Below are 25,370 nucleotides of genomic sequence, written 5' to 3' on the forward strand. Positions count from 1 at the left end.
TTCAGCGAGCTTCACAACGATGACGATCATCGACGCCCGAACCTTGCCCGACGCCAGCCCGCTCGAGGCCGATCTGCTGATCATCGGCGGCGGCCTGGCCGGCATCACCCTGGCCAAGGAATTGGCCGGCGGCCCGCTGAAGGTCGTGATCCTGGAGAGCGGCGGTCTGGAGATCGACGCCGAGAACCAGTCCCTCTACGCCGGTTCCGGCGTCCAAAAGGCCCCCGGCAATCCCGACCGGCCCTTCGACGACTATCCGGCGCAGTCGCGAATCCGGGCGCTAGGCGGCTCGGGCATGGTCTGGGGCGGCAAGTGCGCCCCGCTGGATCCGGCCGACTTCGCCGAGCGCGCCTGGATCCCGCATAGCGGCTGGCCGATCACCCGGACGCAGATGCAGCCCTACTACGACCGGGCCTGCGACCTGCTGGAAATCCCGCGCTTCCCGCTGGAACGCCCTGCTTCGACCGAACCCGAGCGCCAGCCGCTGGCCCTGGATCCGGCCGACGGCTTCTTCCCCGCCCCGCGCGCGTTCTCGAAGTTCTCGGGCGGCACGGACAAGGCCGCGTTCGACGCCTTCCGCACCAAGTTCGCCGAAGCGGCCAACATCACGGTCTATCTGCACGCCAATGTCGTGAAAATCCGCCGTCAGGGCGACCAGATCACCGGCCTGGATGTCGCCTGCCTGGACGGCAAGCGCCACATGGCCAAGGCCGCGCGCTACGTCCTGGCGGTCGGCGGCATCGAGAACGTCCGCCTGCTGCTGGCGTCCGACAACCTGGGCAACCGCGAGGATCAGGTCGGCCGCTTCTTCCAGGGCCACGTCACCTACTCCAGCGACGGCGATAGCGAGACCGAGGGCACGGCCGTGGCGATCGCCCGCAACGCGCCGATGGATCTCTACGCGCCGGCCAAGCGCTTGGCCGCGCACTGCGTCATTGGCGCGGGGCTAAAGGCCCAAACGCGGATGAAGACCGGCAACTTCACCGCCACCCTGTTCCGCGCCGCCGCCTCGGGTCCCGAAACCGAGGTCGGCGCCGACACCCAGACGATCCGCCGGACCAGCGGTCGCGTCGCCAAGGGCCAAACCGAGGCGCAGTTGCTCGGCTATTTCGCCATGGCTGAGCACTTCCCCAATCCCGACAGCCGCGTGACCCTGGATCCCGAGCACAAAGACCCACTGGGCCTGCCGCGCATACGCCTGACCTGGGCCTATGGCGAGAGGGACCACACCGACCTCGAGCGTTCCGTAGCGGGCCTGGCCGACGCCCTGGGCGCGTCCGGCGAAGGCAGGATGTGTTGGTCGATCGAGCGGAGCAAGCTGCTGGCCATCTCCAGCGCCTCGCGTCACCACATGGGTACGACGCGGATGCACGCCGATCCGAAGAAGGGCGTCGTTGATCCTGACCTGCGGCTGCATGAGGCCAAGAACCTCTATATCGCCGGCAGTTCGGTCTTCCCGACCTCCGGCATCGCCAACCCGACCCTGACGATTCTGGCCCTGGCCATGCGTCTGGCCGATCACCTCAAGACCCAGACAGGAGCCGCCCGATGACCAGCCGCCGCGATCTCCTGGCCGCCCTCGTCGCGTTCGCCGCCACGCCCGCCCTGGTCCGGGCCGAAACAGCGGATGTCTTCGCGGGCCTGGACGCCGCCGCCGTCGACCGGATCGGCAAGGCCTGGCGCGATCAGCACGCCGGCGTCACCGCCCGCGATCTCGCGACGCGCCTGTTCCCGGCCGGACGCGGCCCGGACGCCCTGCCCCGCCTGCGCGCCCGGGCCGCCGCCGACTTCCGCGAAGGCGTGGTGTTCGCCTACCGCGGCTGGCGTCTGTCGGACACCGAGGGGGCGCTGCTGGCCCTGCTGTCGATGGAAGGTCGGCCGTAGGAACCGCGCCGCATCGGGCTGGTTAGATTCTCCAGGACAAGGAGGCTCGCCATGCCCAGAGGCGACAAGAGCAAGTACACCGACAAGCAAGAGCGAAAGGCCGACCACATCGCAGAAGGCTACGAGGCGCGCGGCGTCTCGGAGAAGGAAGCGGAGCGGCGCGCCTGGGCGACGGTCAACAAGGATGACGGCGGCGGCAAGAAGGCCGGCGGTTCCGGTCGCGGCAAGAGCACTGGTCATCCGGCGGCCCACAAGGGCGGCGAGAAAGGCGGCGAGGCCTCGGCCAACCGCAGCGCCGCCGCTCGCTCAGCCTCGGCCAAGAAGGCCGCCGCGACCCGCAAGCGCAACGCCGAGCACCACGCGCATCACTGAACGGGGGGCTCGGGCGGCAAGGCCGCCTCGGCCGATTCCGGCTCAGGCTCGACGTTCCGCCGCCAAAGCGCGAAGGCCGCGCCGGTCAGGGTCAGGGCCACCGCCATCATCGTCCATTCCATGCGGCTGGTCGGCTCGGCGATCACGCGCGGGGTGTGCAGCAGCACGACGAAGCTGGCCATCATGCCGGTGACCGCCGGTCCGGCCGCCTTCAGTCCGCGATTGAACAGGAAGGCCAAGCCCGCCAGCACGTGTCCCGCGCCCGTCGCCGCCGCCCAGCCTGTCCGCCAGGGCAGCCAGGCCGGCACCATCTGAGCCGTGAAGGCCAAGTAGACGAAGTGCGCCAGGCCAAAGACCAGCAGACACAGGCCGAACGCGATCCGGGCCGAAAAAGTTAGGCGGCGTCGCCAGATCTTCGCCTCGAGGGTTTCAGCAAAGAGAGCGACGCCGCCCGCCGCCATGGCCGTGCTCTCGGCCACGCCCAGCCACTCGGCGACCGAGCCGGGCTTCGCGGCGACGTGGGGACCGTGAAGCAAGACGGCCCACACACCGAAGAAGATCGCCAGGAGCAGTCGACCTTCGCGCGCCGCGCGCGGCAGCACCGCCGCCAGGGCGGCGCCGGCCATCGCGACGGCGGAGACGGAAGCCAGCACGGACCGAAGAGGAACGTGTTCCGGCACGGGCTGCCATTGAAAGGCGAAATCGCCGGAGATTACGCCCAAGACGCCCAGCACGAACGCGCCCAGCGCATAGGGAACCGCTTTCACCGACCGCATCACCCGACCAACTCCCCTGAACCTCGGTGCGGGCAAGGTGACAGGCGTCGCGACGGCAAACTTGGGTTTTGTTGCGCTGATCCTAAGCGGCGTTGCGCCACGCTCGCGGCGACTGGCCGAAGGCGTCGCGGAAGGTGTGGTTGAAGTACGAGAGGTCGTTGAAGCCGACGTTCAAAGCGATGGTCGTGATCGGCGCCTTGGTGTCCAGCAGCTGGTCGGCCGCGGCCTTCAGGCGGACGCCGATCTGGAACTGCCGGGGCGTCTCGCCGGTCACGTCGCGGAATGCGCGAATGAAGTGGTAGCGTGACAGGCCCGCGCTCGCGGCCAGCTCGGTCAGGGGCAAGGCTTCGGCATAGCGGCGCTCGATCTCGTGGGCTACGTCGCGGACGCGGTGATGTTCGACCCGGCTGGCGTCGCGCCGACGCACCCGGCGTCCCAGGGCGAGGGCGGCGGCCGTGACGCTCACGACGCGCTCCTCCTGCGGGCGAGGATCGCGCGCCAGGCGGCGGATCGCGCCATAGAGCGGCGCGGTGGCGCGTCCGGGAGCGACGGCCGCGACCGCGAACCGGCCTTCGGCGCAGTCGAGGTCCTCGGCCAGCTCGGCCATCAGCGCGTCGTCCAGGGCCAGCACGGCCCGGCGGTTGCCGGCGCTGTCAAGGTGCAGGCAGGCGAAGCTTTCCTTGGCATTGCCCAGCAGGATCGCGCCGGGCGCCACCGCCGCGTCGCCGCGAGGAGTCAGGTAATTGAATACGCCCGACACCACCGCCCCGATCGCCGAGCGCGCATAGCGGTGCTCGGCCAGGGTCTGGGCCGGGGCGCGGCAGCGAACGTCGCCCGCGCCATAAAAGCCGCCGCGGTTGGCCAGCAACGGGCCGTCGATCTCAACCCGGAACTCCCGCTCGTCCCCCGCCTGGCCCATGACGATCCTACAAGGCTCGTCCGGTTAGGGTGCTGGCGGTATCGACCCGCGTCCAGGTCTGCGACTTGCACAGGAAGTTGGGCAGCAGGCAGCCCTTGGCCCGCAGCGACGCGCGGTCCAGCAGGCGCACCTGGCCCGAGAAGGTCATGTCCAGGTCAGGCACGAACACCTTGCCTTTCCACTCGTTGGGATCGGAGGCGGCGAAGTCGCGCAGCAGCTGCATGCCGACCAGATCCTGGTTGTTCTTCTTCTTCACGTCGGCCCGCGCCTGGGCGTTGGCCCAGACGACCACGCCGCACGTCCGCGTCTCGCACGGCTTGATCTCGATGTGGACACTGCCCTTGGGGTTGCGCCAGACGCCATAGATATCGCCCGGCCGAGGCGGCGCGGCGTCCGCGGCCAGGGCCGCGCCGGCGACGCTCCACAGCGCCAGCCCGATCGCGGCCAATCGCGTTCCGCCCGACAACGTTCGGCTCATCCGGTCCGTCCTTCTCTCATCGACGTGTGCGCACGCGACCCCAGGCCGCGAGGCTAGACGTTCGAGAGGATCAGGTGAAGCCGTCAGAATCGAGGCGAGAAAGCGGTTTCGGATTTTCAGCGGTCTTTGGGCGGCCGTCGGACTGACGACGATCAATGCGGCGTGGTCGAGCGCCTGACCAGCGCGACGTCGCGTTCGCAGGTTTTCGAGACGCCGTCGACCTTGATGGCCCGCGCGCCCTCGCAGGCCAGGCGGATCGCGTAGGTCGGCTGGCCCTCGATGCTGGCCGTCACGCCCTGCCCGGTCCTGGTCTTGACGACGAAGGCCTTGGAAAGGGAGTCCAGCTCCACGCGCCCGTCGCGGCGCAGATAGCTGCCGTCGGCGACGAACCACCGCCTCGGGTTCTGGGCGCTTCCGCCATCGGCATAGGTCAGCGCCAGGATGTAGGCGTCGGTCTCCCAACCGTCGAGATTGGCGTTGGCGTTGCGGTGACGGATGCGTCCGTCGGCCAGCAGATTGAAATAGACGTCGGTCACCTCGCCCTTCTGGCGAACCTTCACCAGTAGGTAGTCCTTGGTCTCGACGCGCTCGATGCGGGGCGGGGGATCGACGCCATTCGGCGTCAGGGCCACCACGAACTTCGTCCGATCCATGACGCCCGGCGCCTGCAGGCGCAGGTAGGGCTGAGCCTCGTCCGGCGCGTGATCCTTCAGGCCCTTGCCCTCGGCCATCCGCAGCAGTTCGGGATAGTCGGTGAACAGACCGCCGTCAGGCAAGGTTTCGGGAAACAGCGGCCGCACCGCCACCTCGGCGTCGCCGTTCCTGATCGTGATCACCTGCCCCTGCCGCTTGGCCTCGCCCTCGTAGTGCAGCAGCCACTCGAACTGGCCCGGCTCCCAGCCCTTCAGATCGTCGATCACCAGAATGGCGCCGCCCAGCCAGAGGAAGCTGCGGTACTTGCGCTCGAAGCTCCTGGCGTTGGGTCCAGTGGCGTCGGCCCAGACGAAGCGCAGGTCGCCGGCGTCGACCAGATGGTCCACGCGTCCGTTGAAGTGCGAACCGTCGTAAGTGTTGCTCGAGGGCTCGGCCTTGCCGTCCAGCGTGACCACGTTGTGGGCCACGCTCTGGCGGTAATAGCCGTCGTACTCGGGCCGCGCGTAGCTGGCGTTGCCAGAGTCGATCAGCAGCTGCTTGCCCTTGTGCCAGAGAATGAAACTGCCGGCGTCGGCGTGGTTATGGTTCCAGGTGAACCCGGAACGCAGCGCCAGGAAGGTCGCGTCCGGCGCCCAGGACGAGCGCAGGGTCGCCGAGCCGAGATCCTTGTCGATCCAGCTGGTCGCCAGGCCCGGTCCCTGCCCGAGGCCTGCGCGAGTCTTGGCGGTGGGCCACAGCACCATGTTCTCGGGCTCGTCGAGAACGTTTTGGTTGGGGTTAGGCGCGACGGTGTCGAGATACCAAAGATAGCGCGGCTGCTGATCGCCCGCGGCCCACAGGTTGATGATGGCGTGGGCCCCGCTGGCCGTAGGATTGCCGTCGCCGAAGTTGCTCGACAGGGCGCCGGTCGCCGTCGGATAGACGTTCTGGATAAAGTAGTCGGCGATCCCGGCCAGGCGCGGCGTCGGCGAAGGCGGCTCCTTGAAGGCGTCCAGCCAGGCGCGCCGGAAGCGCAGGTAGCCCTCCGCGGCGAAGTCCGCGTAGTTGATGCTCTCGACGAAGGCTCCATTGGTCGCGAAGTGCTGGGGCTTGGTTTCGATGGCGCTGCCGTCGTAGTTGGCCCACTCCTCGGCGGCCTCGTCGAGGCGGCGGATCCAGGCGTCGGCCTGAGGTTCCTCGGTCTTGACGGCGATGGCCGCCACGCCCGCGCCGAACACGATGTGGCTGAACCAGTTGTGGCCCATGGTGTCGAGGCTATGGATGCGGTCCGCGCCGTCGATCCAGTCGGCCAGCGTCGGCTTGATCGCGCCCTTGACCAGCGCCTTGGCCAGCCGATCCCGTTCGGCGGGCGTCAGGGCGTCGTAGATGGCGTCGAAGGTCAGGCCATAGGCGTAGGCGCTGGTCCCCATGCCGAGGTCGGCGTTCCAGACCGGCGCGCGGGCCAGCAGCGGCTTGTCCGTCACCCAGTTGGCGCGCCCGGCATAGATCTCCAGCAGCGCCTTGGCGCGGTCGGCATATTTACGCTCACCGGTCATACGATAGGTCAGGGACAGGCCCATCAAGGCCGTGTTGAGCTCGCGATCGTTGGCGGGCTTCCGCGTCAGCGCCTCATCGGCCTTGGCCCGCGCCCGGCCCCAGGCAGCCTTGGCGCCGGCGTCCTCACCGACCCGCGCCTTGAACTGGGACACGTGCTTGTCGCTGAAGGTCAGATACGGATGGCCGCCGCGCAGCGTCTGGGCCTGAGCGCTCGCGCCTAGGAGACACGCCGTCAGTACCAGGCAGGCCGCTCTCTTCGCTCGGATCTTCACGCCGGTCTCCCCCATACTCTTACTTTCGCGACACGGGTCATCAGACCAGCGCCAGATTGACCGCCATCGACCGGCGCACGCCCGGGCTCCTGAACGGATAGACGCAGTGCAGCATCCATGACGGCCAGAGATAGAACTCGCCGACCACGGGCTTGACTGTGAACAGGTTGCGCACGCCCACGGCGCTGCGGCTGTCGATGAACTGCAGGCAGCCGGCGGTGTTCTGCCGAGCCTTGTCGGCCTGGAACTCGGCCTCGTAGCCCGGCGGCACACGCAGGAAGCCGACGCTGCTGAACAGGCACCCTTGATGGAAATGGGCGGGGTTGTAGTCGCCCGCGACCATCTCGTTGGCCCAGGCTTCCTTGATCTGGACCTCCAGCCGCTTGTCCGCGAGTTCCTCGGTGCGCTTGTAGTCACTATAGTGCAGCAGCGCGTTCTCGCATCGGTAGGCGTAGGTCCGCGCGACGTCATAGAGGAAGTCGCGCAGCGCTGGCAGGGCCAGGAGAATGTCGGTGATCCGGATCTCGGCGCTCACCGCCCCCGCCAGATGCGCCGACCAGTCCCGCTGCGCCGCTTCGGCGGTCGAGGCCAAGATCGCATCCACGCGCTCGTTCAGCGTGTCGACCATCGCCGGCGTCATGGTCGCCTTCATGATCGTCGGGCTGAAGGGCGCGACCAGTCTAAGATCGTGGTCGGACATGGTGCTGGGAAACCTCGGAGAAATCCGGGGGGATCGATCGCCCGATCCCCGCCGCCAAGAGAGGAACGTTCGGCGAGGATCAGAACTCCTTGCGCACGGTCAGCCAGACGGACCGCGGCGCGTTGCGCTTCAGCAGGAAGCCAGACTCCGGCAGCTGCGCGACGACGTCGTAGATCTGCACATTGGCGGGCAGATTGGTGCTGATCATCGGGTCGTAGGCCGAGATGTATTGCTTATCCAACACGTTGCGGACGTCCAGGGTGACCAGGGTCTTCTTCATGCCGGTGTACTGAACCGAGGCGTCCAGGTTGTCCTGCTTGGGCAGGTAGCGGTGGTCCAGTGCGTTGTTGTTGAGCTTGCGCACGTCCATCCAGCGGTGACGAAGGTTGAACCGGAAATCCTTGAAGCTGTAGGAGACCGTGTTGCTGATCGTCCACTTGGGCGAGCGCGCCAGTATGCCCGCGTCGATGCGCAGCACGTCGTCGTCGTCGCCTTGGCCGTTCGCGCCGGTATTGAGCCAAGTATAGGCCTCGGTCGTCTTGCCGTTCAGGAAGGTCGCCGACGGGTTCCATTCCAGGGCCCGCGTGATCCGCCACTTGGCCCAGGCCTCGACGCCGCGCGTAAAGTAGCGGTTGAAATTCTCCGGCAGCAGGTAGGTCGAGACATTGTCCTTGTCGACCGCGGTTGGATAATCGTTCACGGCGAAGTTCTGATAGAAGTAAGTGATCTGGCCGTTGAACTTGCGATCGCCGAACGTATAGGCGACCTCGTGGCCCTTGATGAAGGCCGTCGGGCCCAGCGGACGCACCAGCGCCGCGGCGGACGAATACCGATTGATCACGCCCGCGGCCGGCTGCTTGGCGTCGGTGTAGCGGTAATAGACCTTATTCCGGGCGTTGAAGTTGTAGCCGACGGCGACGCTGTAGTTCCAGGTGCCGACGTGCTTGTCGGCCTCGATGACCTTAGCGGCGGTCTTCGTCATGTAGACATTGTCGTAAACGGTCAGCGGATCGCCATCGAGCCCGCCATTGGTCAGCGACGCCGCGTTGGCGTTGCGCGTGTCCCAGGTCTCCGAATAGGTCTTGGCGTCGAAGCGCTGGTACTTGACGCTGCCGTTGAAGTCCCACTTGCCCGGCGACCAGCTGGCCCCGGCATAGGGCGAGATCTCGCGGATCTTGGCGCGCTGCGAGACGGTCGTGAAAAGACCGCTGCCGTACGAGCCCCAGCCGCCGGCGTCGGTCAGCTGATAGGTCGTTCCACCGTCGGTCACGTACTTGACGTTCAGGTTCTGGACCTGGCCGTCCGCCCAGGCCGAGACGCCCAGACCGTTGGCCCAGTTGTCGTTTTCCTGCTCGGAGCGCGACACGTAGACACCCAGGTTCAGGCTATAATTGTCGCCGTGATAGGTGGCCGTGAAGTTGCCCATGTAGTCGTTGGACTCACGTTGGTTATCCTCGGCCCGCGTCAGCAGGATCAGGTCCTGCGAGGCGCTGTCGACCGGCACGACGCCGGAATTGTAGACGCCGGCCGCGGTCGGGATGGTGGCGGTGACCAGGCCGCCGCGCATGTCGACATTGCGGTTCGGCAGGGTGTTGGAGACCAGGCAGAGGCTGTTGGACTGCCAGGTGGTGGCCGTCACCCGGGGACAGGCCGCGTTCGTCCGATAGTTCACGCCCAGCTGCGAGCCGTTGACGTTGTTAGCGACCCGGGCGACCAGCGCGCCGGCGCCGTTGTAGTACTCGTAGTAGCCGGGGGTGCGGTCGAGATTGTTGATATTCAATCCGTACCGCTCGCGCGTGGCCGTCCCCGAGCCCAGCGAGGCCAGGCCCTGGGGCTTGTAGGACTGTCCCCGGTACCGCGACTTCTGGACACGCAGCGCCCCCGTGAAGCTCAAGGGGCCGTCGGTGTCGTGGTTCCAGCGCAGCGAGATCGCGTCCTGCCGATAGCGGTAGCCGTCCGAGGGATCGAGCGTGTGGGTTCCGCCCCTGAAGGCGTTCGGAACGGTCTGCTTGCCGCCGTTCATGAACAGGTTCACGTCACGGCCGAAACCGGGGATTTCCTCCGGGTTCTGATAACCGTAGGTCGGCTGCTGGAAGGTGGTCAGCTCGGCGTTGGTGTCGTCCAGATGCTTGAGCACGACATTGAACGAGCCCGAACCGTTGGCCGTCTTGTAGTCCTTGTAGAGGTTCAGCTTGAACTGGCCGCCATGGTTCAGATCCCAGCCCGGGTTCACCTGGCCGTTCGACCGGCGATAGAAGCCGCTGAGGCCGACGCCGAAGTCGCCCGCTTGATTGACCCAGCCATAGGCGGCGTCGACCTGCTTCCAGGACAGGTGCAGGTCCTCGCCCTCGAAGCCGAGACGGGTCTGGATGACCGCGCCGGGCTTCACCTGACCGGTGATGTAGTTGAACGTGGCGCCCACGGAGGTGGTCACGCCGGTCGCCGACGAACCGCCGCGAACCGACTCCACCCGGCTGGTCGAGATGTCGGCGCGATAGAAATAGCCGTCCTGGAAGCCGCTGAACTTGAACGGCACGACGGGCAGCCCGTCTTCCAGGATCGTGGTCCAGAAGTAGCCCGAGGTGTTGGCGCCCGTGCCGATCGTCATGCCGCGCGTGAAGACCTCGTTGCGGGCCACGCCGTCATTGGACTCGACGACCACACCAGGCATGTCGCGCAGCATGTCGTCGGCGCTGATCGGCGTGAACTTCGACATGTCGTCTTCGGACAACACGGAGAACGAGACATTCGCCTTCTTGGCTGCCGTGCCGGCCATGACGCCAGTGACGATGACTTCGTCGACGGCGTTGGTCTCGGCCTTGACCGGCGCCGGAGCAGCGGACGTCGCCGCCGACTGGGCTTGCACCGCCGTCGCCACCAAGGCGCTCGCGGCGAGAGCCAAGGCCAGGGCTCTCTGAGAAACCTGCGAAGCCTGACCGCGGCCGCGCCGAGGGCTATGATCAGCCATATCTTCCTCCCCTCCGAACGTTTTGTCCGGTTTGTTGGGCCTCGGCGGTCGAGCGCCTTAGCCATGGCCGAAACGCGCGGTCCGCGGGATTCGGACTATGATATCGATATCAATTCAGAGGATGAGGGACCAGCGCGCCGCCGATCCTTCCGATCTCTAATTGATATCGATATCAAGTAGAGATCGGGGGCGACTGTCAAGAGCCTGTTTCGCGTCTCGCCAGGGCCTGGGAAGATAGCGGTGAAGCTATCGCGAGAACCGCAGGATCGTCGTCGACCTGAACGGCTTTCCAGGACGCAGCGCCGTGGACGGAAACGTCGGCTGGTTCGGACTGTCAGGTAGATGCTGGGTCTCGAAGGCCAGGCCGGAATATCGTGGATAGGCGACGCCTTCCGAGCCTGTCTCGCCGCCGTCGAAGCCGTTGCCGCTGTTGAACTGGACGGAGGGCTCGGTGGTCAACACCGTCATGCGCCGGCCGCTGGCGGGATCCTCGATCCACCCGGCCAGGCGCGGCGTGTCGGCCACGGCGTCGCGCAGGACCAGGCTGTGGTCGAAGCCGTTCGACGGCGCCAGCAAGGGATCATCCAGCCGCAGGACATCGCCCAGGCGGCGGGGCGAGCGGAAGTCCATCACCGTGCCGGTCACCGACGGTAAGGCGCCGCTGGGGGCCTTGCGCGCGTCGACGTCGGCATAGCGGTCGGCGTCGATCCAGACGCGGTGATCGAGGACCGTCCCCGCCCCTGCCCCCGCCAGGTTGAAAAAGGCGTGGTTGGTGAAATTGACCACCGTCGGGGCGCTCGCTCGGGCGACGTACTCGATGCGCAGCGCGTTGGACTTGCGCATCAGGCGGTAGGTCACGGTAAGCCGCAGCGCTCCCGGAAAGCCCTGATCGCCGGCCGGGCTCAGCAAGCGGAAGCGGACGCCGACGGAGCGGCGGTCCGTGACGGGCCAACTGGACCACACGCGCTTGTCGTAGCCATGCGAGCCACCGTGCAGAGTCATATTGTTGCGCCCCACCTCGAGCTGATGGGTGACCCCGTCTAGACTGAAGCGCGCGTCGGTGATGCGGCCGGCGTAGCGTCCGATCACCGCGCCATAGCGGCGCTGGTTGGTCTCGTACGACGCGATGTCGGGCCGGTTCAACACGATGTTGGCGACCTTACCTTGGCGGTCGGGCGTCTCGATCGCGGTCAAGGTGGCGCCATAGTCGATCGCCGCGACGCGCATGCCCAGGTCATTGCGCAGCACCGTCTTAACGACCATCGCGCCCGTGCTGGTCTTGCCGAAGGGCAGACGCTCGACCGCGGCCGCGTGGGCGATGCTGGCGATAGCCGTCATCACCGCCGTGACGCCAAGTCGCACTCTGAGAAAAACGAGATCAGGCATCGATCCAAAGCACGCACGGCGGCGGGCCCGCAAACTACAATTCGACGGCGCGGCGACGGAAGCGAAATGTGGCGCCGAGCTCTGGAGTGAGCCGCGCGGTTTGCGCGGTCCGGACCCACCAGAACAGGCTCGATGCATAAAGCGCGGGCGATAATACCATTTTAAGCCCAATAGCCACGCACGCGCTAAGGTCGCTTGCGCCAAAAGCCAGATTGATCATATCAATAGTCCAAATCGCGCCACATTCGGTTGGTCATAGATTGGTATCGCCACCTTCACCAACCTCTGATCCCGGCGGGCACGCTGGGTCCGAATGGCGCGGCGGCGATCTGGTCTTGGCGGTCCACGCAGGCGTCGCCTGGCGAGTCGGGCGCGCGAAGCTTTGGGGGATAAAGATGAGCTGATCTCAAAACGACACGGGGGACTTCTCGAATTAGAGAAGCAATGAAGAGCAGATAAAAACAAAGTCCACAGGACGACTTCGCAGCATCTCTGATGCCGGTGACAAGAATTCAGAGAATTCGCTCTAAATTGCACAAATGGGGAATATAATGAAACTACGACACTTCGCCATGCTGAGCACCGCCCTGTCGGGCCTGTTCCTCGCGGGCGCTGCAACGGCCCAGCAGGCCGCCCCGTCGGGGAACGACGAAATCGAGGCGGTCGTCGTCACGGGATTCCGCAAGAGCCTGGCCACCGCGCTACAGACCAAGCGCAACGACATTCGCGTCTCGGACGGCATTTCGGCCGAAGACCTGGGCAAGTTCCCCAGCGACAACATCGCCGAGGCCATCCAGCGCATTCCCGGCGTCCAGATCCAGAACGTCAACGGACGCGGCGCGACGATCAGCATCCGCGGCCTGGGCCCTCAGTACGCCAAGGTGACCCTGAACGGTCAGGACTTCGCCAATCCCAACTTCGTCGACGGTTTCCGCTTCGACATCATCCAGACCGAGCTGGCCAGCTCGGTGCAGGTCTACAAGTCGCCGACCGCCGACATGGACATGGGCGGCCTGGCCGGCACCATCGACATCAGCACGGCCAAGCCGCTCGACATTAATGGCCAGAAGCTGATCCTGTCGGTCAAGGGCCAGAAGGCCAAGTTGGCCGATGGCGGCGTCAATCCCGCGTTCGGCGTCGTCTACGCCAACCAGTATCTGGACGGCCGCCTGGGCGTCTATGCCGGCGTCAACTATCAGGAACTGGACGACCGCGCCGACTACGCCTTCCTGGACCGCTGGTACACCGCCTCGGGCGCGGTGGGCGAGTTCGCCGGAACGGTCGCGACGCCGCAGGGCACGCTGGTCCCGCGCCGCTTCCGCTACCGCCGCATCGACCGCACCTCGGATCGCACCCAGTTCAACGCCGGCGTCGAGTTCAAGGCGACCGACAATCTGAAGCTGGGCCTGACCGGCGTCTATTCGAAGGACGCCACCAAGTACAACGTCAACCAGATGGTGTTCGGCAACTTCGGCAAGTCGTCGGTCACGCCGGTGAAGCTGTCCAACGGAGCGGCCACGGTCGTCAACCTGGGCAACTTCACGTTCGACAACAACCGCCAGCTCGAAACGCGCGACCTGTCGACCCGGGCCTATACCGGCTACGCCCGCTGGGACCTGGCGCCCAAGTGGCAGGCCAACGCCATCGTCCACTACACCAAGGGCGACGGTTACCTGACCGAAGAGGCCGCGATCATCGAACCGAAGGTGGCCTCGGGCGTGCTGGACATCAGCAACCCCGACAACATCAAGTTCACCATGTCGAGCGCGGCGACCGACCCCAGCATCTACGCGACGTCGAACCTGGCCTGGTCGACCTATCCCAACGGCGCCCAGAACCACCAGGTCACCGACAGCAAGTCCGCCCAGCTGGACGTCAAGTTCGACGCCGACTGGGGGATCGTTCGCGACATCCAGTTCGGCGGAAAGCTGAAGAAGGAAGGCTTCGACCGCACGGTCACCCGCCGCGACTTCTTCGACGACAACTTCCAGTATGTTCCGACCTATACGAACAGCAATCCGAAGGTCACCAACTTCCTGGACGGCGGCGTCACGGGCGTGAACAGCTGGCTGACGCCCGATATCGAGGCCTATCGCAAGGCCCTGGCGGCCAAGGGCGTGAGCGTTCCGGCGCTCTACAACCCGCAGGCCTCGTACAGCCTCTCGCGCAACATCGACTCGCTCTACGCGATGGCCGACCTGCGCGGCGATCTGGGTCCGATCCCGTTCCGCGCCAATGTCGGCGCGCGCTATGAGTCGACCAAGCAAACCGTCGACGGCAACCTGACCGACGGCTGCGACTGCGACATCCAGAACCTGCTGGGCAAGATCTCGACGACCACCAAGTACGACGACATCCTGCCGAGCGCCAACGTGGTGTTCGACCTGACCGACAGCCTGATCCTGCGCCTGGCGGCCGCCAAGACGCTGGTCCGGCCGATCCTGGACAGCAACTCCAAGCTCAACACCACCCAGTTCGAGGCCAAGGACAGCGCCGGCCAGACCACGGTCTTCGTCGACCAGGGCAGCCCGACCCTGAAGCCGCTGACCGCCAAGAACCTGGATGTCAGCCTGGAATGGTACTACGGCCAGGGCGGCGGCCTGAGCTTCGGCGCCTTCGCCAAGGACGTGAAGAACGGCACCTTCACCTCGCTGGTCTGTCCGACGTCGTGGAACAACGTCAACCTGACGAAGAGCGCCTCGACCAGCGACTGCGTGGGCGCCAACGGCAAGCTCTACGACATCACGGTCACCCAGAACGACCCGTCCGTGGTCAAGCTGCGCGGCTACGAGGTCAACTGGCAGCAGTCGCTGGACGCCTGGCTGCCGATCGACGGCTTCGGCATCCTCGCCAACTACACCTATGTGGACCCGAAGTACTCCACCACGGGCTTCTCGCTGCGCAACCTGTCGCGCAAGTCGGGCAACGTGACCGGCTACTGGGAAAACGCCAAGTTTAGCACCCGCGTGTCGGCCAACTACCGTAGCGCCTACGAGCAGAACAACGCCGACAGCTTCTTCGCGCGCGAGGGGCACACGATCAAGTCGGGCGTGCAGGTCGACTTCTCGGCCAGCTATAACCTGAACGATCACATGACCGTCACCGCAGCGGGCCAGAACCTCTTCAACAAGAAGGAAGAGGCCTACAAGAACAACCCCGGCCTCTGGCAGGAGACCGGCGTGTTCGGTCCCAGCTACCAAGTTAGTTTCGTCTACAAGATGTAGCGATCAACGGCGCGTCGCGGCCGCAACCGCGACGCCCTCCCCCGCCTCCTCTTGGCCCGCCGCGTCTGGTCTCTGACGATGCGGCGGGCATTCTTTTCGCGCTCTGGGCTCCACAGCCGCGGTCGCTAGCGCTGTTCCTGCAAGCGCGCGGCGATAAAGGCGTCCACCGTGTTGGTATAGCTTCCCGGCAGCCCGAGCGTCCGGTTGACGTCGGCGTGAGTCAGCGGCTGAGGCAGGACCGGCATGTCGCGTCCCGCCGCGCGCGCCTTGGACTGAAAGCGGCGGGCGTCGTCGCACGGCGCGTCCGGTCGTTTGGTCGAACAGACCAGCATCATTGGCACGGCTTTCGGTGTCCATTGGTCCATCGGCGAGGCCTTGGCCCAATAGTCGCGATCATCACCAAACGCCCGGTCGTAGAAACCTGGATGGCGGCCAGCCATGGTCGCGGAAACCCGCATGGCGGCGGAGTCCAGCACGACCGACCCGGCCCAGGGTTGGCCGACCATCTGTGGCCGCGACGACACCAGCGCCACCAAATGCGCCCCGGCCGAGTGCCCCATCAAGATGATCTTCCTCGGGTCACCGCCCCAGTCTTCGGCATAGCCCTGCGCCCACTGCACCGCGTCGGCGACGTCTTCGGCCTGCTCGTAGGCCATGGCGTCGGGCAACATGCGGTAGTTCACGCTGACAACGATCCAGCCCCGGGTCAGCCAGTGCTTGAGCTTATTCTCGACCGAGCCGGTGTTGGCCTTGTCGCCAATCATCCAGGCGCCGCCATGCACCATGATCAGGATCGGCGCGTTGCGCGCGCCTGGAGGGATGTAGACGTCCATCCGCTGAGCCGCATCGGTTCCATAGGCGTCGGTCTGCTTGCGGGCGCCGGGCAGGATAGCCTGCAGGTCGATCGGGCGCTCCTCCTCGGCCTGCTTCTCCCGCAGACGCTCGCGCAAGGCCGGCGGCAGCCGGTTCAGCCTTGCCTGAGCGCCAGCGTCGGCCGGCGCGATCACAGCGCCCAGCGTGAAGGCGAGGAAAACGGTCGTCAGTCCGCGCAAGGTCATTTCAGGCTCTTGAGCTGTTCGCGAACGGCGGTGAGCTCGTCGCGAGAAAGGCGCTCGTCATGGTCGCGGTCGGCGCGATCGAATAGCGGGGCTTGCCCGTCGACGAACTCGGCGCGAGTCACCTGGCCATCGCCGTCGCGGTCGGCGTGGGTGATCAGGGTCTTCAGCGTCCGGGCCTTGGGGCGGTTCGACTTGGCCAGGCGGGGAAACTCCGAGAGCGTCACCACGCCGTCGTGATTGCGGTCGAGACGTTCGAACTGCGCCCCGCGCGAGACTTTCAGTTCGTCCCGGGTGACGTAGCCGTCGTGATTCGCGTCGGCCTTGTCGAGCGCCGCGCCGGGCGTGCGCGGGGCCGCGTTGGCGTTGGAGACGCCCATGGCGGCCAGACAGATGATGGACAGGGTCAGGATCTTCAACTTTGGTCTCCAAAAACCGCCCGCCGCGCGTCTGGGGCCGTGGCGCGGCGGGCCAGGGCGTTCAATCAGGGGCGCGTTACCGTGCCGCTGGTCGAATGCGTCGAGCCGTCATAGCCGGTGCGCGAATGGTCGTAGCTGACCGTGCCGTCGCCGTTGTTGACCACGTTGGTCGAGCGGCTCGCCGAAACGCCATTGTCGAACGTGCGTGTTGCGCCGCCATGGTAGGCGCCGTCGCCCCAGCTGGCGTGACGGTTGCTGGCGACACCGCGGCCGGAATTGGTCTGGGTCCCGCGCGAGACCGAGATCGCGCCGGGTTGACGGCTGACGTCGCGACTGTGGACGTAGCCGTGGCCGCGCGCGCCCTGGACACTGACAAAGCGGCCATGCTGCCCGGCCTGAGCTGGCACGGCGATCATCGCGGCGAGCACCGCGAGGGACACGAGGCTGGCGGCCGGGACGGAAATCTTACGCATATTGGCTCCATGGAGATGGTCGATGTCCCTCGACGCCCTCAGTTGACCCGCGCTCGGCAATCCCTGGTTTGCTCGCACCCGACGAACTGTATCGAAGTGTAAACGGACAGAGTGGCGGCTTCCGCCAGGCCAAGGCTTGGGGCATCTCTTGACCATGGCCGACAACACGCTGATCGCGGTCGTGGAAGACGACGCCGAAATCCGGGACCTGACGTTGGGGCTATTGCGCCGGGAGGGCTACGAGGTCGTAGGCTGCGCCGACGCTGAGGCCTTCGACCGCTTGGCCGCTCGCCGCCGGGTGGATCTGGCGCTGCTGGACATCATGATGCCAGGCGAGGACGGCCTGTCGATGTGCCGGCGCCTGCGGGCGGCCGGCGACGTGGCCATCTTGATGGTGACCGCCAAGGGCGACGACATCGACCGGGTGATCGGCCTGGAGATCGGCGCCGACGACTACCTGCCCAAGCCGTACAATCCGCGCGAGTTGCTGGCCCGCGTGAAGGCGATCCTCCGTCGCACGCGCGAGGTCCATCGCGTGGTCAGCGCGCCACCGCGCGAAATGCTGGGTTTCGCCGCTTGGCGGCTCGACACCGCCAGCCGCGACCTGACCGCCCCCGACGGCGAGCCCGTGGTGCTGACCGGCGGCGAGTACGACCTGCTGATGGCCTTTCTGCGCCATCCGCAGCGGGTGCTCAGCCGCGACCAATTGCTGGACTGGACCCGCGGCCGCGGCGCCGAGCCGTTCGACCGCGCCGTCGACGTGCTGCTGAGCCGCCTGCGCCGCAAGCTGGGCGACGCCGGCCTGATCAAGACCGTGCGCGGCGGCGGCTACCTGTTCAGCGCGCCGGTCGAGCGACTCTGACGATGATGCTGTCGGACAATCTCTCCACTCGCATGACGGCGATCCTGCTGGCGGGCCTTGCGATCATGCTGGTGATCGGCGCGGCCCTGCTGGTCTGGCCTCAGGGCGGCGGCGAAGGCGGCGTGCGCTTCTACCAATTGCCGCGACCGTCCGAGGCCCAGGCCATCGTCGAGGCGGTGGAGGCCAGCTCGCCGGCGACCCGGGCCAAGGTCGTTCGGGCGCTGGACACCGGCGTGATCCGCGCGACGCTTGAAACCGATCTGCCGCGCCTGCCGCTCCGCGCCCGCGCCGCCGGCGCTGGCGATCGGGGTTACCAAGCCTACCGCCAGGCCCTGGGCGACCGCGAACTGCGGATCGACATCCGGCGCGGTGGCCAGTTGAAGGCGGGCGCCCTGCCCGGCCGCGCCGCCCTTCGGCTATCGGTGCGACTGGCCGATGGCAAAGTGCTGGTGCTGCGTCGCCGCGCGCCGGAGACAGCACGGCTGTTCTTCGGCCGGGTGTCGTTAGCGGCGGCCGCCCTGCTGGTCGTCACCCTCCTGATGCTGGCTCTGGCCGTGCGCCAGACCACACGGCCGGTCGGTCAACTGGCTCAGGCGGTCGCCCGGTTCGGCGACGACCTGGACGCCAAAGCCCTTCCGCTGAGGGGCCCGCGCGAGCTGCGCGAGCTGTCGGCGGCCTTCAACACCCTGCAGGGCCGAATTCGCGACCTGATGGACGAGCGCACCCGCATGCTCGCGGCCATCGCCCACGACCTGCGAACCTATCTGACCCGCCTGACGTTGCGGGCCGAGTTTATCGCCGACGAGGCCCAACGCGCCAAGACCGGAGCCGATCTAGCCGAGATGTCCCAGTTGTTGGACGACACCCTGCTGTTCGCTCGTCAGGACGCCGGACGAGGCGACGGCGCCCGCGCGATCGAGGTGCGGCGTGAGCTGGAGGCCCTCGTCGCCCTGCGCCGCGAGATGGGTCAGACCGTCGCGGTGGCGCCTGGGGTGGCTGGCGTGGCCTGGACCTCCCCCTTGGCCTTTCGGCGCATGATCGACAACCTGATCGACAACGCTATCCGCTACGGCGGCGCGGTGACGCTCGACGCAAGACCTCTGGGCGGACGTGTGGAAATCATGGTGCTGGACGACGGCCCGGGATTGCCGGCCGAAGCTCTGAAGACCTTGGTTGCTCCGTTCGAGCGCGGCGAGGCTTCGCGCAACCGGCGCACCGGCGGGGCCGGCCTTGGCCTTTCGATCGTCCAGGCGTTGGCCTCCGCTCAGGGCGGCCGGCTTGTCTTGTCCAACCGCCCGGAAGGCGGCTTGTCCGCCAAGATCGATTTGCCGGCGCCATTGAAGCCGCCCGCCTAGAACCGCCTGATCGCCTTCATGCGGGCCAAACCGCGGGCCCGCGTCGCATTGGCTGGCGGTGATCGGCCGGTCGAGGCGCTTCGCGACAGGCCGGCCATCGCCACCCTGGCCCCTCCACCCTGCACAACCTGGGATAATGTGTTAGCGCTAGCATCAACAGGGAGGCTAGCGCATGACGGGTTTTCGGCTGATGGCGGCGACGATGGCGCTCGCCCTGACGACGACCTTGGCGTTGGCGCAAGCCCCGCAGCCAGCCCCCTCCGCGCCACCGGAAAAGAGCCAAGCCGTCCGTGACGCCGAACGCCTTCTCTGGACGCCGGGCGACGCGCGCTACCTGCGGCGCTGGATGGTGAAGGGTGCGGCCGAGCCTATGCCCGACGAAGCCGGGCTGGCGGCCGGCCCCGACTGGAAGCCTCTAGCGACCTGGGACGATCTTATCGATCTCACCGCGGCCAGCGTCGACGGGCGCTGGCTCTACGCCTCGGCGCTTGTGGTGCGGGACGCCGAAGGCGCCGCGGAGCTGTCGCTAGGGACCGGAGGACCGCTTTCGGTCTGGCTCAACGGCCAGCCGATCGCCCTTCCCGACAAGCCCTCGGGACTTTACGACGCTGTCCGGGTCCCGGTGCGGCTGCGGGCCGGCGCCAACGCCATTCTGTTACGGGCGGAACGCGGCGCCGGCGCGACCTTGCTGTCGGCGCGGATCCTTTCACCAGGCCAGCCCTTGCCCGATATCCGTCTCGAGCCCGGCGCCTGGGACCAGGACGGCCAGTTGAAGGTCCGTACCGACGCCTTGGCGCGCCCGGGAACCGTCGAGGTGGTGGTCACCGGGCCGGGCGGACGCGAGGTCGGCCGCGCCAGCGCGCCGCGCGGCGCGATCGCGTCGCTGCCGACCGTCGACTGGCCCGACGGGCCTTATGACGTCGCCGTGCGGACGACCAGCGCCTCCGGCAAGCCCCTGTTGGCCTTCGCGTCCTGGTACAAGGGCGATATGGCGGCGGCCGCCAAGGCCCTGCTCGCCCAGGCCGCCGCCGCGACCGGGAGCGGCGCCGAGGCCGGCCACTGGCGGCTGCTCGCCACCCTGGTCACAGACCGGGCCGGCGCGGACCTCTCGCGCCTGAAGGACGCCTACGGGTCAGTCCATTCAGCGCTGATGGAGGCGGCCGAAATGCGGATGGGGCCAAAGGCGGCGATCCGCCCCTCCGGCTTCGTGCGCCTGGCCTGGGTGGATCCGCTGGACGGCTCTCCCCAGTTCTGCCGCGCCTACCTGCCGGGCGACTACGATCCCGGCCGGGCCTGGCCGGTCGTGCTCTATCTGCACGGCGCCAATCCCGGTTCGCCGCCCTATGTTCGCTATTGGAACGTCGATGTCCGCCACGCCGGCCCACCCGAGCGCTGGCCGGTGGTCTGGATCGAGCCTCATGGGCGCGGCTCCAACGGCTATCTCGGCCCCGGCGGGCAGGATGTGATGAACTGCCTGGAAGCCGCGCGCGCCCGTCTTGGCCTGGATGACGCCCGCATCTACCTCACCGGCGGCTCGATGGGCGGCAAGGGGACGTGGCAACTGGGCGTCGGCCACGCCGGCCGGTTCGCGGCCCTGGCCCCGGTGTTCGGTGGCTCCGACCCGCGCCTCGACCCCAAGGCGGGCCGCGACGATCCCGCCGCCGATCGTCCGATCGAGCGCTGGTTGGGCGAGGCCGAGAGCGATTTCGTCGGGCTAGAGGCGCTGAACAACACGCCCGTCTTCATCCACCAGGGCGACGAGGACGCCGCCATCGATGTCCGTTACGCCCGCCACGCCGCCACGCTGCTGCAGCGCTGGGGCTACGACGTGCGCTATCACGAATACCCTGGATGGGGTCATGAGGCGCTCGGCGAGCAGGACGATATCGTCGGCTGGCTCCTGGGTCATCGCCGGGCCGAGGCCCCGATCAAGATCCGCCTGCGCGCCGTCGGGCTGCGCGACGCCCAGGCCCATTGGCTGACCGTCGAAGGCGCGACGGCGCCGCTGGCGATGATCCAGGTCGACGCCGAGATGACCGAGCCGGGCGTGCTGCGGCTGGACACCCGCAACGTCGCCCGCCTGTCCCTGACCCCGCCGCCGGCTCTGCTGAAGACCAACGCACCGTTGAAGGTGGTGTGGAACGGCCGCGCTCTGGACGCCGCGCCCGGCGCCGACGGCCGCTTCGCGCTGACCACTCCCGACGCGCCGACGGGCGCCGTCCTCAAGACACCGGCCCTGCCCGGCGGCGCCATGGACGTTCTGTCGACACCCTTCGTCATCGTGGTCGGCACGACCGCCCGCGATCCCGACATGCGGGCCCTGATCCGCGACAAGGCCAAACGCCTGGCCGGCATGTGGCGAGCGATCTACGGCGGCGAAGCGCGCGTCGTGGAGGACAAGGCCCTTACGACGGAACAGGAAAAAAGCCTGTCGCTGATCCTCCTGGGCGGCCCCGACGACAACGCCGTCGCGGCCCGGCTGCGCCGCGACCTGCCGCTGCGCTTGTCGTCGGAGGCGATCACGGTCGACGGCCGACGCTTCACGGCCAAGGACGCCTACGCCGTCATGCTGCGTCCCAGCCCGCGCGCGCCCCATCGCTACGTGCTGTCGGTGGCCGGCAACTCGGCCGCGGGCCTGTTCCTGTGGGAGCCGTTCTCGCTGCTGACCGTGATGGGCGATTCCATTGGCAATCCCTACGACTGGTGGATCGCCGACGGGCGGCGACCCGTGCAGCCCAGAGGCCGGGCTCCTGATCGCGCCTGGATCGCGTCCGGCGTCTTCGACCAGACCTGGCGGCGCGACGACCGCTGGACCTTCCTGGGCGATCCAGCGCTGCGGGCGGCCGCACCGCTGCTGACACGACCCAAGGCGGCCACGCTGCCGCCGGCCGTGCTGGATCGCTACGTCGGCCGCTATGCCCTGGTCGGCCGGCCCGAGGCGACGTTGGCGGTGCGGCGCGACGGCGAGACACTGATCGTCGATCCGCCAGCCGGCTTGCCCAGCGATAAGCTCGTGGCTGAGGGTCCGACCCGGTTCCGCTTGGCCTCGGACGGATCGCTGGCGGAGGTGACCTTGGATTCGACCAGCAAGGTCGTCGAAATCCGCTTCGGCGAGGGGGCCGGCGCATCGGCTTGGCGGCCCATCCCGAAATAGTCGGCGCGCATGTCCTCGCTCAGCTCTTTCCGGCGACTCGTCGCGAAGGGTGGCGAGGACGCGCGGCTCGCTGGCCGACACCATCGACGGCAAATTCGCGATCACCTGCAAGAGAGCTCGCGCGTGAACTCCACGAGCGCCGCGGCGAGCGGTTCCGGCGCTTCGATGGACAGGAGCTCACCGCTGCCCGCGATGGTTCGCCCCTGCAATTGGCTGGCGCCCGCCCCGCGCAAGCCGTCCAGATAGGGCTCGATCGGGCGGTGATCAGCGTCGCCGCGTAGATAGAGGATCGGCGTGTCGATCGTCCTGGGGACGGCGTTGTGTTTGGCGTCCTCGGGCATGGCGCGATACCAGTCGAAACCCGTACGAAGCGCCTCCGGAGTCGAATACTGCTCGACACACGCCTGGCGGAACGCTTCCCCGATCTTCGTCTTGTCGCCCGCCAGAGCATCAAGAAAGAAATCGAAATACGAACGCTCACGTCCAGAGACGAGCGTTTCCGGAAGGCCGGGAATCTGGTGCAGCGCGAAATGCCAGATCTGCGGATTGGCGAGCAGCGCCTCCCACGGGTCTAGCCCGGGCACCACCGTATTCATGATCACGGCGCCGGCGAGCCGGTCGCCAAAATCGCGGGCGGCGGCGAAGGCGATCATGCCGCCGACATCGACGCCCGCAACGACCATGTTCCTGGCGCCGGCGGCTTCCGCGCCGGCGATGATCGTCCGAGCGATGTCGGCCTTCAGGATCGGGATCGGCTGGCCAACCGACTGGCCCGTCCCGGGAAGGTCGAACGCCAAGACGAAATGCTCCTGGCCCAACACGTCGATGACGGGGCTCCAAACGGCGCTGCAAAGCGGCCAGCCATGAAGCAGAACAATGGCGGGTTGATCGGGCGAGCCGGCGGCAAGCGCCGAGAGGCGCGAAGAGCCGACTTCAACGGAGAGTTGGCGGCGCATCGCGAAATAACACCCCGCCCGCGAGGCGGTTTCAAGATTGGCGCTTGAATGCGCATGTCGTCGGGCTCAGCCCAGCCTCAACTGCATTCGCCGGGCGCCCAATTAAGCTCCAGACGACGCCCCTCCCGATGGCGCATCCGCGTATCGGCTCGCCAGGATCGCGGAGCCGTCGCCCTTAGGGTTTCGCGCCGCATCGGCGCATGAGCCGCTCGTAGGTCGATCGCCGGATCGGCCGTTTGTCGCGCAGACGCACCCAAGTCGTCTCGCTGATCCCCAGCGTGTCTTGCAGGTGAGCCTTGGTCAGCGCCGGCAGCAGGTCGCGCAGACGCCGAACCTGGTCCGTATCCACGACGATCATGGTCATGGCGTGGTCGCCTCGACCAGGTCCAGGCGCGCCTTCAGCGGATCGGCCACGACCTTCGGCCCTTCCAGGCTGAAGTCGAGGATCTTATCCGACGCCGCCTCGTAGCGCGGCCAGGCCGGACCGCCGGACGCGGCGGGGACGCCGGTCTTGGCGAAGCCGATCCAGTAGGCGTGGGCTGCCTTGGCCGCCGCCGCGTCGGCCGGGCTCAGGGCCGCGCCATAGCGGGCGTCGACGGTGTCGAACACGAACGGGATCTCGGTGGCGTGCGGCGCGCCCCACCATTGACCGCGCTGGCTTTCGGCGACGTAGGAGAAGCGGAACACGTGGACCGGCGCGCCCTGGCCCGACATCACCCGCGCCACGGCGCGGGCCGGCTCGATGAACATGCGATCACCCGCCGCCTTCCAGCCATAGACCTTGAGGTCGCCGTCGCCCTTGGGGTCGTACAGCGCCTCGGCCTCGGGCCGGCGGGCGCCGAACGGCGCGAAGACCTGATCTCTAGTTCCGCCGAAGAAGAAGCCGTCGGCGCTGGTCGCCCCGACCATCACTGGCATCTTGCTCCACGCCCCGGCCTGATAGGCCTTGAGCGGCTCGCGGGTCATGATCTTGCCGTCCAGCATGGGCCCGCCGCCCCAGGTCGGGGTGTTGGACGTCGCCATGTTGAGGCCGTCCACCACCGCCTCGGCCGGCAGGGCGCGCAGGGCGTCCAACGCGCTCGCGTCGGTTCCCGAAACTCCGGCCTTGGCCGCGAAGGCCAGGCCCGCCCCCTCGGCCGAGCGCTGGCCGGCCGGCGCGGTCAGAGGCAGGGTCGGCAGCAGGCGTGGCCGCCCGCCGCCGGACTCGATGATCGCCTTGTGGAACAGGCCCTTGGCCTGTGGCGCGGTCAGCAGGGCGTGCAGCGACAGGCCGCCGGCCGACTCGCCGAACACCGTGACGTTGCCGGGGTCGCCGCCGAACGCGGCGGCGTTGTCACGCACCCACTTCAGGGCCGCGATCTGATCCATCAGTCCGTAGTTGCCCAGCATGCCGCCGTCCGCGCCGGCCGCCGTCAGGGCCGGATGGGCGAAAAAGCCGAAGCGGCCGACGCGGTAGTTGAAGCTGACCAGCACCACGCCGTCGCGCGCGAAACGGTCGCCGGCATAGACGGCGGGAGAGCTGCCGCCGTTCACGAAGCCGCCGCCGTAGATCCAGACCATGACCGGCCGCTTGGCCTTGTCCTTTAGCGCTGCTTCCGGCGTCCAGACATTGACATAGAGACAGTCCTCGGCCGGTTTGACACCCAGGGGCGCGGCGTCGCCGGGGAACGGGTTCTGCATGCAGTCGGCGCCATAGGTCTTGGCGTCGCGCGGCGCGGTCCAGGCCTTCGGCGGCTGCGGCGCGCGCCAGCGCAGGGCGCCCAGCGGCGGGGCGGCGAACGGCACGCCCTTGAAGGCGGCCACGCCCTGGACGGTTTCGCCGACCACGGGGCCGGACGTCGTAATCACCGTTGGATCGGCGGCCAGCGCCTGGCCGGCGCCCAGGATGATGGAAGCCACGAGGGTGGCGATGCGGATGCTCATGAGG

20 protein-coding genes are annotated in these 25,370 nt (G+C 67.6%); 7 read left to right on the forward strand and 13 right to left on the reverse strand.

The annotated features are described in order from the left end of the window. Positions 1-19: 19 nt before the first annotated feature. The 3 genes from ABIC66_RS11710 to ABIC66_RS11720 are packed head-to-tail and all read left to right on the forward strand — an operon-like array spanning position 20 to position 2,256. Entirely contained in the window at positions 20-1,552 is a 1,533-nt protein-coding gene (locus ABIC66_RS11710) for an FAD-dependent oxidoreductase (protein WP_354070454.1), read from the forward strand. Continuing rightward, positions 1,549-1,884: a hypothetical protein gene (locus tag ABIC66_RS11715; RefSeq protein WP_354070455.1), complete on the forward strand. Its 336-nt coding sequence runs from the start codon at positions 1,549-1,551 to the stop codon at positions 1,882-1,884. Before ABIC66_RS11710 ends, ABIC66_RS11715 begins: the two co-directional genes overlap by 4 nt. A 51-nt stretch (positions 1,885-1,935) precedes the next feature. Further along, positions 1,936-2,256 (forward strand): plasmid stabilization protein, encoded by a 321-nt coding sequence (locus ABIC66_RS11720; RefSeq protein ID WP_354070456.1) that lies wholly within the window; start codon positions 1,936-1,938, stop codon positions 2,254-2,256. On the opposite strand, the gene ABIC66_RS11725 is transcribed toward ABIC66_RS11720, so the two are convergent. The 7 genes from ABIC66_RS11725 to ABIC66_RS11755 form a co-directional block, all read right to left on the reverse strand. After that, complete coding sequence (locus ABIC66_RS11725; protein WP_354070457.1) at positions 2,250-3,032, reverse strand: DoxX-related protein; 783 nt, start codon at positions 3,030-3,032, stop codon at positions 2,250-2,252. The two genes, ABIC66_RS11720 and ABIC66_RS11725, sit on opposite strands and share 7 nt — an antisense overlap. An 82-nt stretch (positions 3,033-3,114) precedes the next feature. Then, entirely contained in the window at positions 3,115-3,951 is an 837-nt protein-coding gene (locus tag ABIC66_RS11730) for a helix-turn-helix transcriptional regulator (RefSeq protein ID WP_354070458.1), read from the reverse strand. Positions 3,952-3,958: 7 nt separating this feature from the next. Further along, positions 3,959-4,429, reverse strand: coding sequence for a DUF2147 domain-containing protein (locus ABIC66_RS11735; protein WP_354070459.1), 471 nt, complete (start codon positions 4,427-4,429; stop codon positions 3,959-3,961). A 152-nt stretch (positions 4,430-4,581) separates the two neighbouring features. Further along, positions 4,582-6,891 carry a heparinase II/III domain-containing protein gene (locus tag ABIC66_RS11740; protein ID WP_354070460.1) on the reverse strand — a complete coding sequence of 770 codons (2,310 nt, stop codon included), beginning with the start codon at positions 6,889-6,891 and terminating at the stop codon, positions 4,582-4,584. Positions 6,892-6,931: 40 nt separating this feature from the next. Next, complete coding sequence (locus ABIC66_RS11745; protein WP_354070461.1) at positions 6,932-7,591, reverse strand: putative 2OG-Fe(II) oxygenase; 660 nt, start codon at positions 7,589-7,591, stop codon at positions 6,932-6,934. Between the two features lie 79 nt (positions 7,592-7,670). Further along, positions 7,671-10,493 (reverse strand): TonB-dependent receptor plug domain-containing protein, encoded by a 2,823-nt coding sequence (locus ABIC66_RS11750; RefSeq protein WP_354070462.1) that lies wholly within the window; start codon positions 10,491-10,493, stop codon positions 7,671-7,673. A gap of 312 nt (positions 10,494-10,805) precedes the next feature. Beyond that, positions 10,806-11,897 (reverse strand): aldose epimerase family protein, encoded by a 1,092-nt coding sequence (locus ABIC66_RS11755; RefSeq protein ID WP_354070463.1) that lies wholly within the window; start codon positions 11,895-11,897, stop codon positions 10,806-10,808. Between the two features lie 599 nt (positions 11,898-12,496). Between ABIC66_RS11755 and ABIC66_RS11760 the strand changes: the two genes are divergently transcribed. Then, complete coding sequence (locus ABIC66_RS11760; RefSeq protein WP_354070464.1) at positions 12,497-15,169, forward strand: TonB-dependent receptor; 2,673 nt, start codon at positions 12,497-12,499, stop codon at positions 15,167-15,169. A gap of 125 nt (positions 15,170-15,294) precedes the next feature. Here the strand turns inward: ABIC66_RS11760 and ABIC66_RS11765 are convergent, their stop codons facing one another. The 3 genes from ABIC66_RS11765 to ABIC66_RS11775 all read right to left on the reverse strand — a co-directional run bounded on the left by ABIC66_RS11765 (position 15,295) and on the right by ABIC66_RS11775 (position 17,116). Continuing rightward, positions 15,295-16,227 (reverse strand): alpha/beta hydrolase, encoded by a 933-nt coding sequence (locus ABIC66_RS11765; protein WP_354070465.1) that lies wholly within the window; start codon positions 16,225-16,227, stop codon positions 15,295-15,297. After that, on the reverse strand, positions 16,224-16,643 hold the full coding sequence (locus ABIC66_RS11770; protein WP_354070466.1) for an EF-hand domain-containing protein: 420 nt from the start codon (positions 16,641-16,643) through the stop codon (positions 16,224-16,226). The genes ABIC66_RS11765 and ABIC66_RS11770 overlap by 4 nt, the downstream gene beginning before the upstream one ends. Positions 16,644-16,708: 65 nt before the next feature. Further along, positions 16,709-17,116 carry a hypothetical protein gene (locus ABIC66_RS11775; protein WP_354070467.1) on the reverse strand — a complete coding sequence of 136 codons (408 nt, stop codon included), beginning with the start codon at positions 17,114-17,116 and terminating at the stop codon, positions 16,709-16,711. A gap of 154 nt (positions 17,117-17,270) precedes the next feature. Here ABIC66_RS11775 and ABIC66_RS11780 point away from each other — a divergent pair, with 154 nt between their 5' ends. The 3 genes from ABIC66_RS11780 (at position 17,271) to ABIC66_RS11790 (ending at position 22,487) form a co-directional block, all read left to right on the forward strand. Continuing rightward, a complete protein-coding gene (locus ABIC66_RS11780; protein WP_354070468.1) occupies positions 17,271-17,978 on the forward strand; it encodes a response regulator in 708 nt (235 codons plus the stop codon). Positions 17,979-17,980: 2 nt separating this feature from the next. After that, positions 17,981-19,333, forward strand: coding sequence for an ATP-binding protein (locus ABIC66_RS11785; RefSeq protein WP_354070469.1), 1,353 nt, complete (start codon positions 17,981-17,983; stop codon positions 19,331-19,333). A 172-nt stretch (positions 19,334-19,505) separates the two neighbouring features. After that, positions 19,506-22,487, forward strand: a complete 2,982-nt coding sequence (locus ABIC66_RS11790; RefSeq protein WP_354070470.1) for a prolyl oligopeptidase family serine peptidase — start codon at positions 19,506-19,508, stop codon at positions 22,485-22,487. 101 nt (positions 22,488-22,588) lie between these two features. On the opposite strand, the gene ABIC66_RS11795 is transcribed toward ABIC66_RS11790, so the two are convergent. From ABIC66_RS11795 to ABIC66_RS11805, 3 genes are all read right to left on the reverse strand, one after another. Continuing rightward, complete coding sequence (locus ABIC66_RS11795; protein ID WP_354070471.1) at positions 22,589-23,443, reverse strand: alpha/beta fold hydrolase; 855 nt, start codon at positions 23,441-23,443, stop codon at positions 22,589-22,591. Between the two features lie 175 nt (positions 23,444-23,618). After that, entirely contained in the window at positions 23,619-23,807 is a 189-nt protein-coding gene (locus tag ABIC66_RS11800) for a hypothetical protein (RefSeq protein WP_354070472.1), read from the reverse strand. Continuing rightward, positions 23,804-25,366 (reverse strand): carboxylesterase/lipase family protein, encoded by a 1,563-nt coding sequence (locus tag ABIC66_RS11805; protein ID WP_354070473.1) that lies wholly within the window; start codon positions 25,364-25,366, stop codon positions 23,804-23,806. Before ABIC66_RS11805 ends, ABIC66_RS11800 begins: the two co-directional genes overlap by 4 nt. Positions 25,367-25,370: the final 4 nt, after the last annotated feature.

Origin of the sequence: Caulobacter sp. 1776 (assembly GCF_040545685.1) — a bacterium.
Taxonomy (GTDB): Bacteria; Pseudomonadota; Alphaproteobacteria; order Caulobacterales; family Caulobacteraceae; genus Caulobacter.

Bases quoted from the DNA above. Each gene is read 5' to 3' on its own strand.
- ABIC66_RS11755 (WP_354070463.1), bottom strand. From the start codon at position 11,897: ATGACGGCTATCGCCAGCATCGCCCACGCGGCCGCGGTCGAGCGTCTG.
- ABIC66_RS11730 (WP_354070458.1), bottom strand. From the start codon at position 3,951: ATGGGCCAGGCGGGGGACGAGCGGGAGTTCCGGGTTGAGATCGACGGC.
- ABIC66_RS11795 (WP_354070471.1), bottom strand. From the start codon at position 23,443: ATGCGCCGCCAACTCTCCGTTGAAGTCGGCTCTTCGCGCCTCTCGGCG.
- ABIC66_RS11760 (WP_354070464.1), top strand. From the start codon at position 12,497: ATGAAACTACGACACTTCGCCATGCTGAGCACCGCCCTGTCGGGCCTG.
- ABIC66_RS11800 (WP_354070472.1), bottom strand. From the start codon at position 23,807: ATGACCATGATCGTCGTGGATACGGACCAGGTTCGGCGTCTGCGCGAC.
- ABIC66_RS11785 (WP_354070469.1), top strand. From the start codon at position 17,981: ATGATGCTGTCGGACAATCTCTCCACTCGCATGACGGCGATCCTGCTG.
- ABIC66_RS11720 (WP_354070456.1), top strand. From the start codon at position 1,936: ATGCCCAGAGGCGACAAGAGCAAGTACACCGACAAGCAAGAGCGAAAG.
- ABIC66_RS11725 (WP_354070457.1), bottom strand. From the start codon at position 3,032: ATGCGGTCGGTGAAAGCGGTTCCCTATGCGCTGGGCGCGTTCGTGCTG.
- ABIC66_RS11745 (WP_354070461.1), bottom strand. From the start codon at position 7,591: ATGTCCGACCACGATCTTAGACTGGTCGCGCCCTTCAGCCCGACGATC.
- ABIC66_RS11790 (WP_354070470.1), top strand. From the start codon at position 19,506: ATGACGGGTTTTCGGCTGATGGCGGCGACGATGGCGCTCGCCCTGACG.
- ABIC66_RS11765 (WP_354070465.1), bottom strand. From the start codon at position 16,227: ATGACCTTGCGCGGACTGACGACCGTTTTCCTCGCCTTCACGCTGGGC.
- ABIC66_RS11775 (WP_354070467.1), bottom strand. From the start codon at position 17,116: ATGCGTAAGATTTCCGTCCCGGCCGCCAGCCTCGTGTCCCTCGCGGTG.
- ABIC66_RS11710 (WP_354070454.1), top strand. From the start codon at position 20: ATGACGATCATCGACGCCCGAACCTTGCCCGACGCCAGCCCGCTCGAG.
- ABIC66_RS11715 (WP_354070455.1), top strand. From the start codon at position 1,549: ATGACCAGCCGCCGCGATCTCCTGGCCGCCCTCGTCGCGTTCGCCGCC.
- ABIC66_RS11735 (WP_354070459.1), bottom strand. From the start codon at position 4,429: ATGAGCCGAACGTTGTCGGGCGGAACGCGATTGGCCGCGATCGGGCTG.
- ABIC66_RS11805 (WP_354070473.1), bottom strand. From the start codon at position 25,366: ATGAGCATCCGCATCGCCACCCTCGTGGCTTCCATCATCCTGGGCGCC.
- ABIC66_RS11780 (WP_354070468.1), top strand. From the start codon at position 17,271: ATGGCCGACAACACGCTGATCGCGGTCGTGGAAGACGACGCCGAAATC.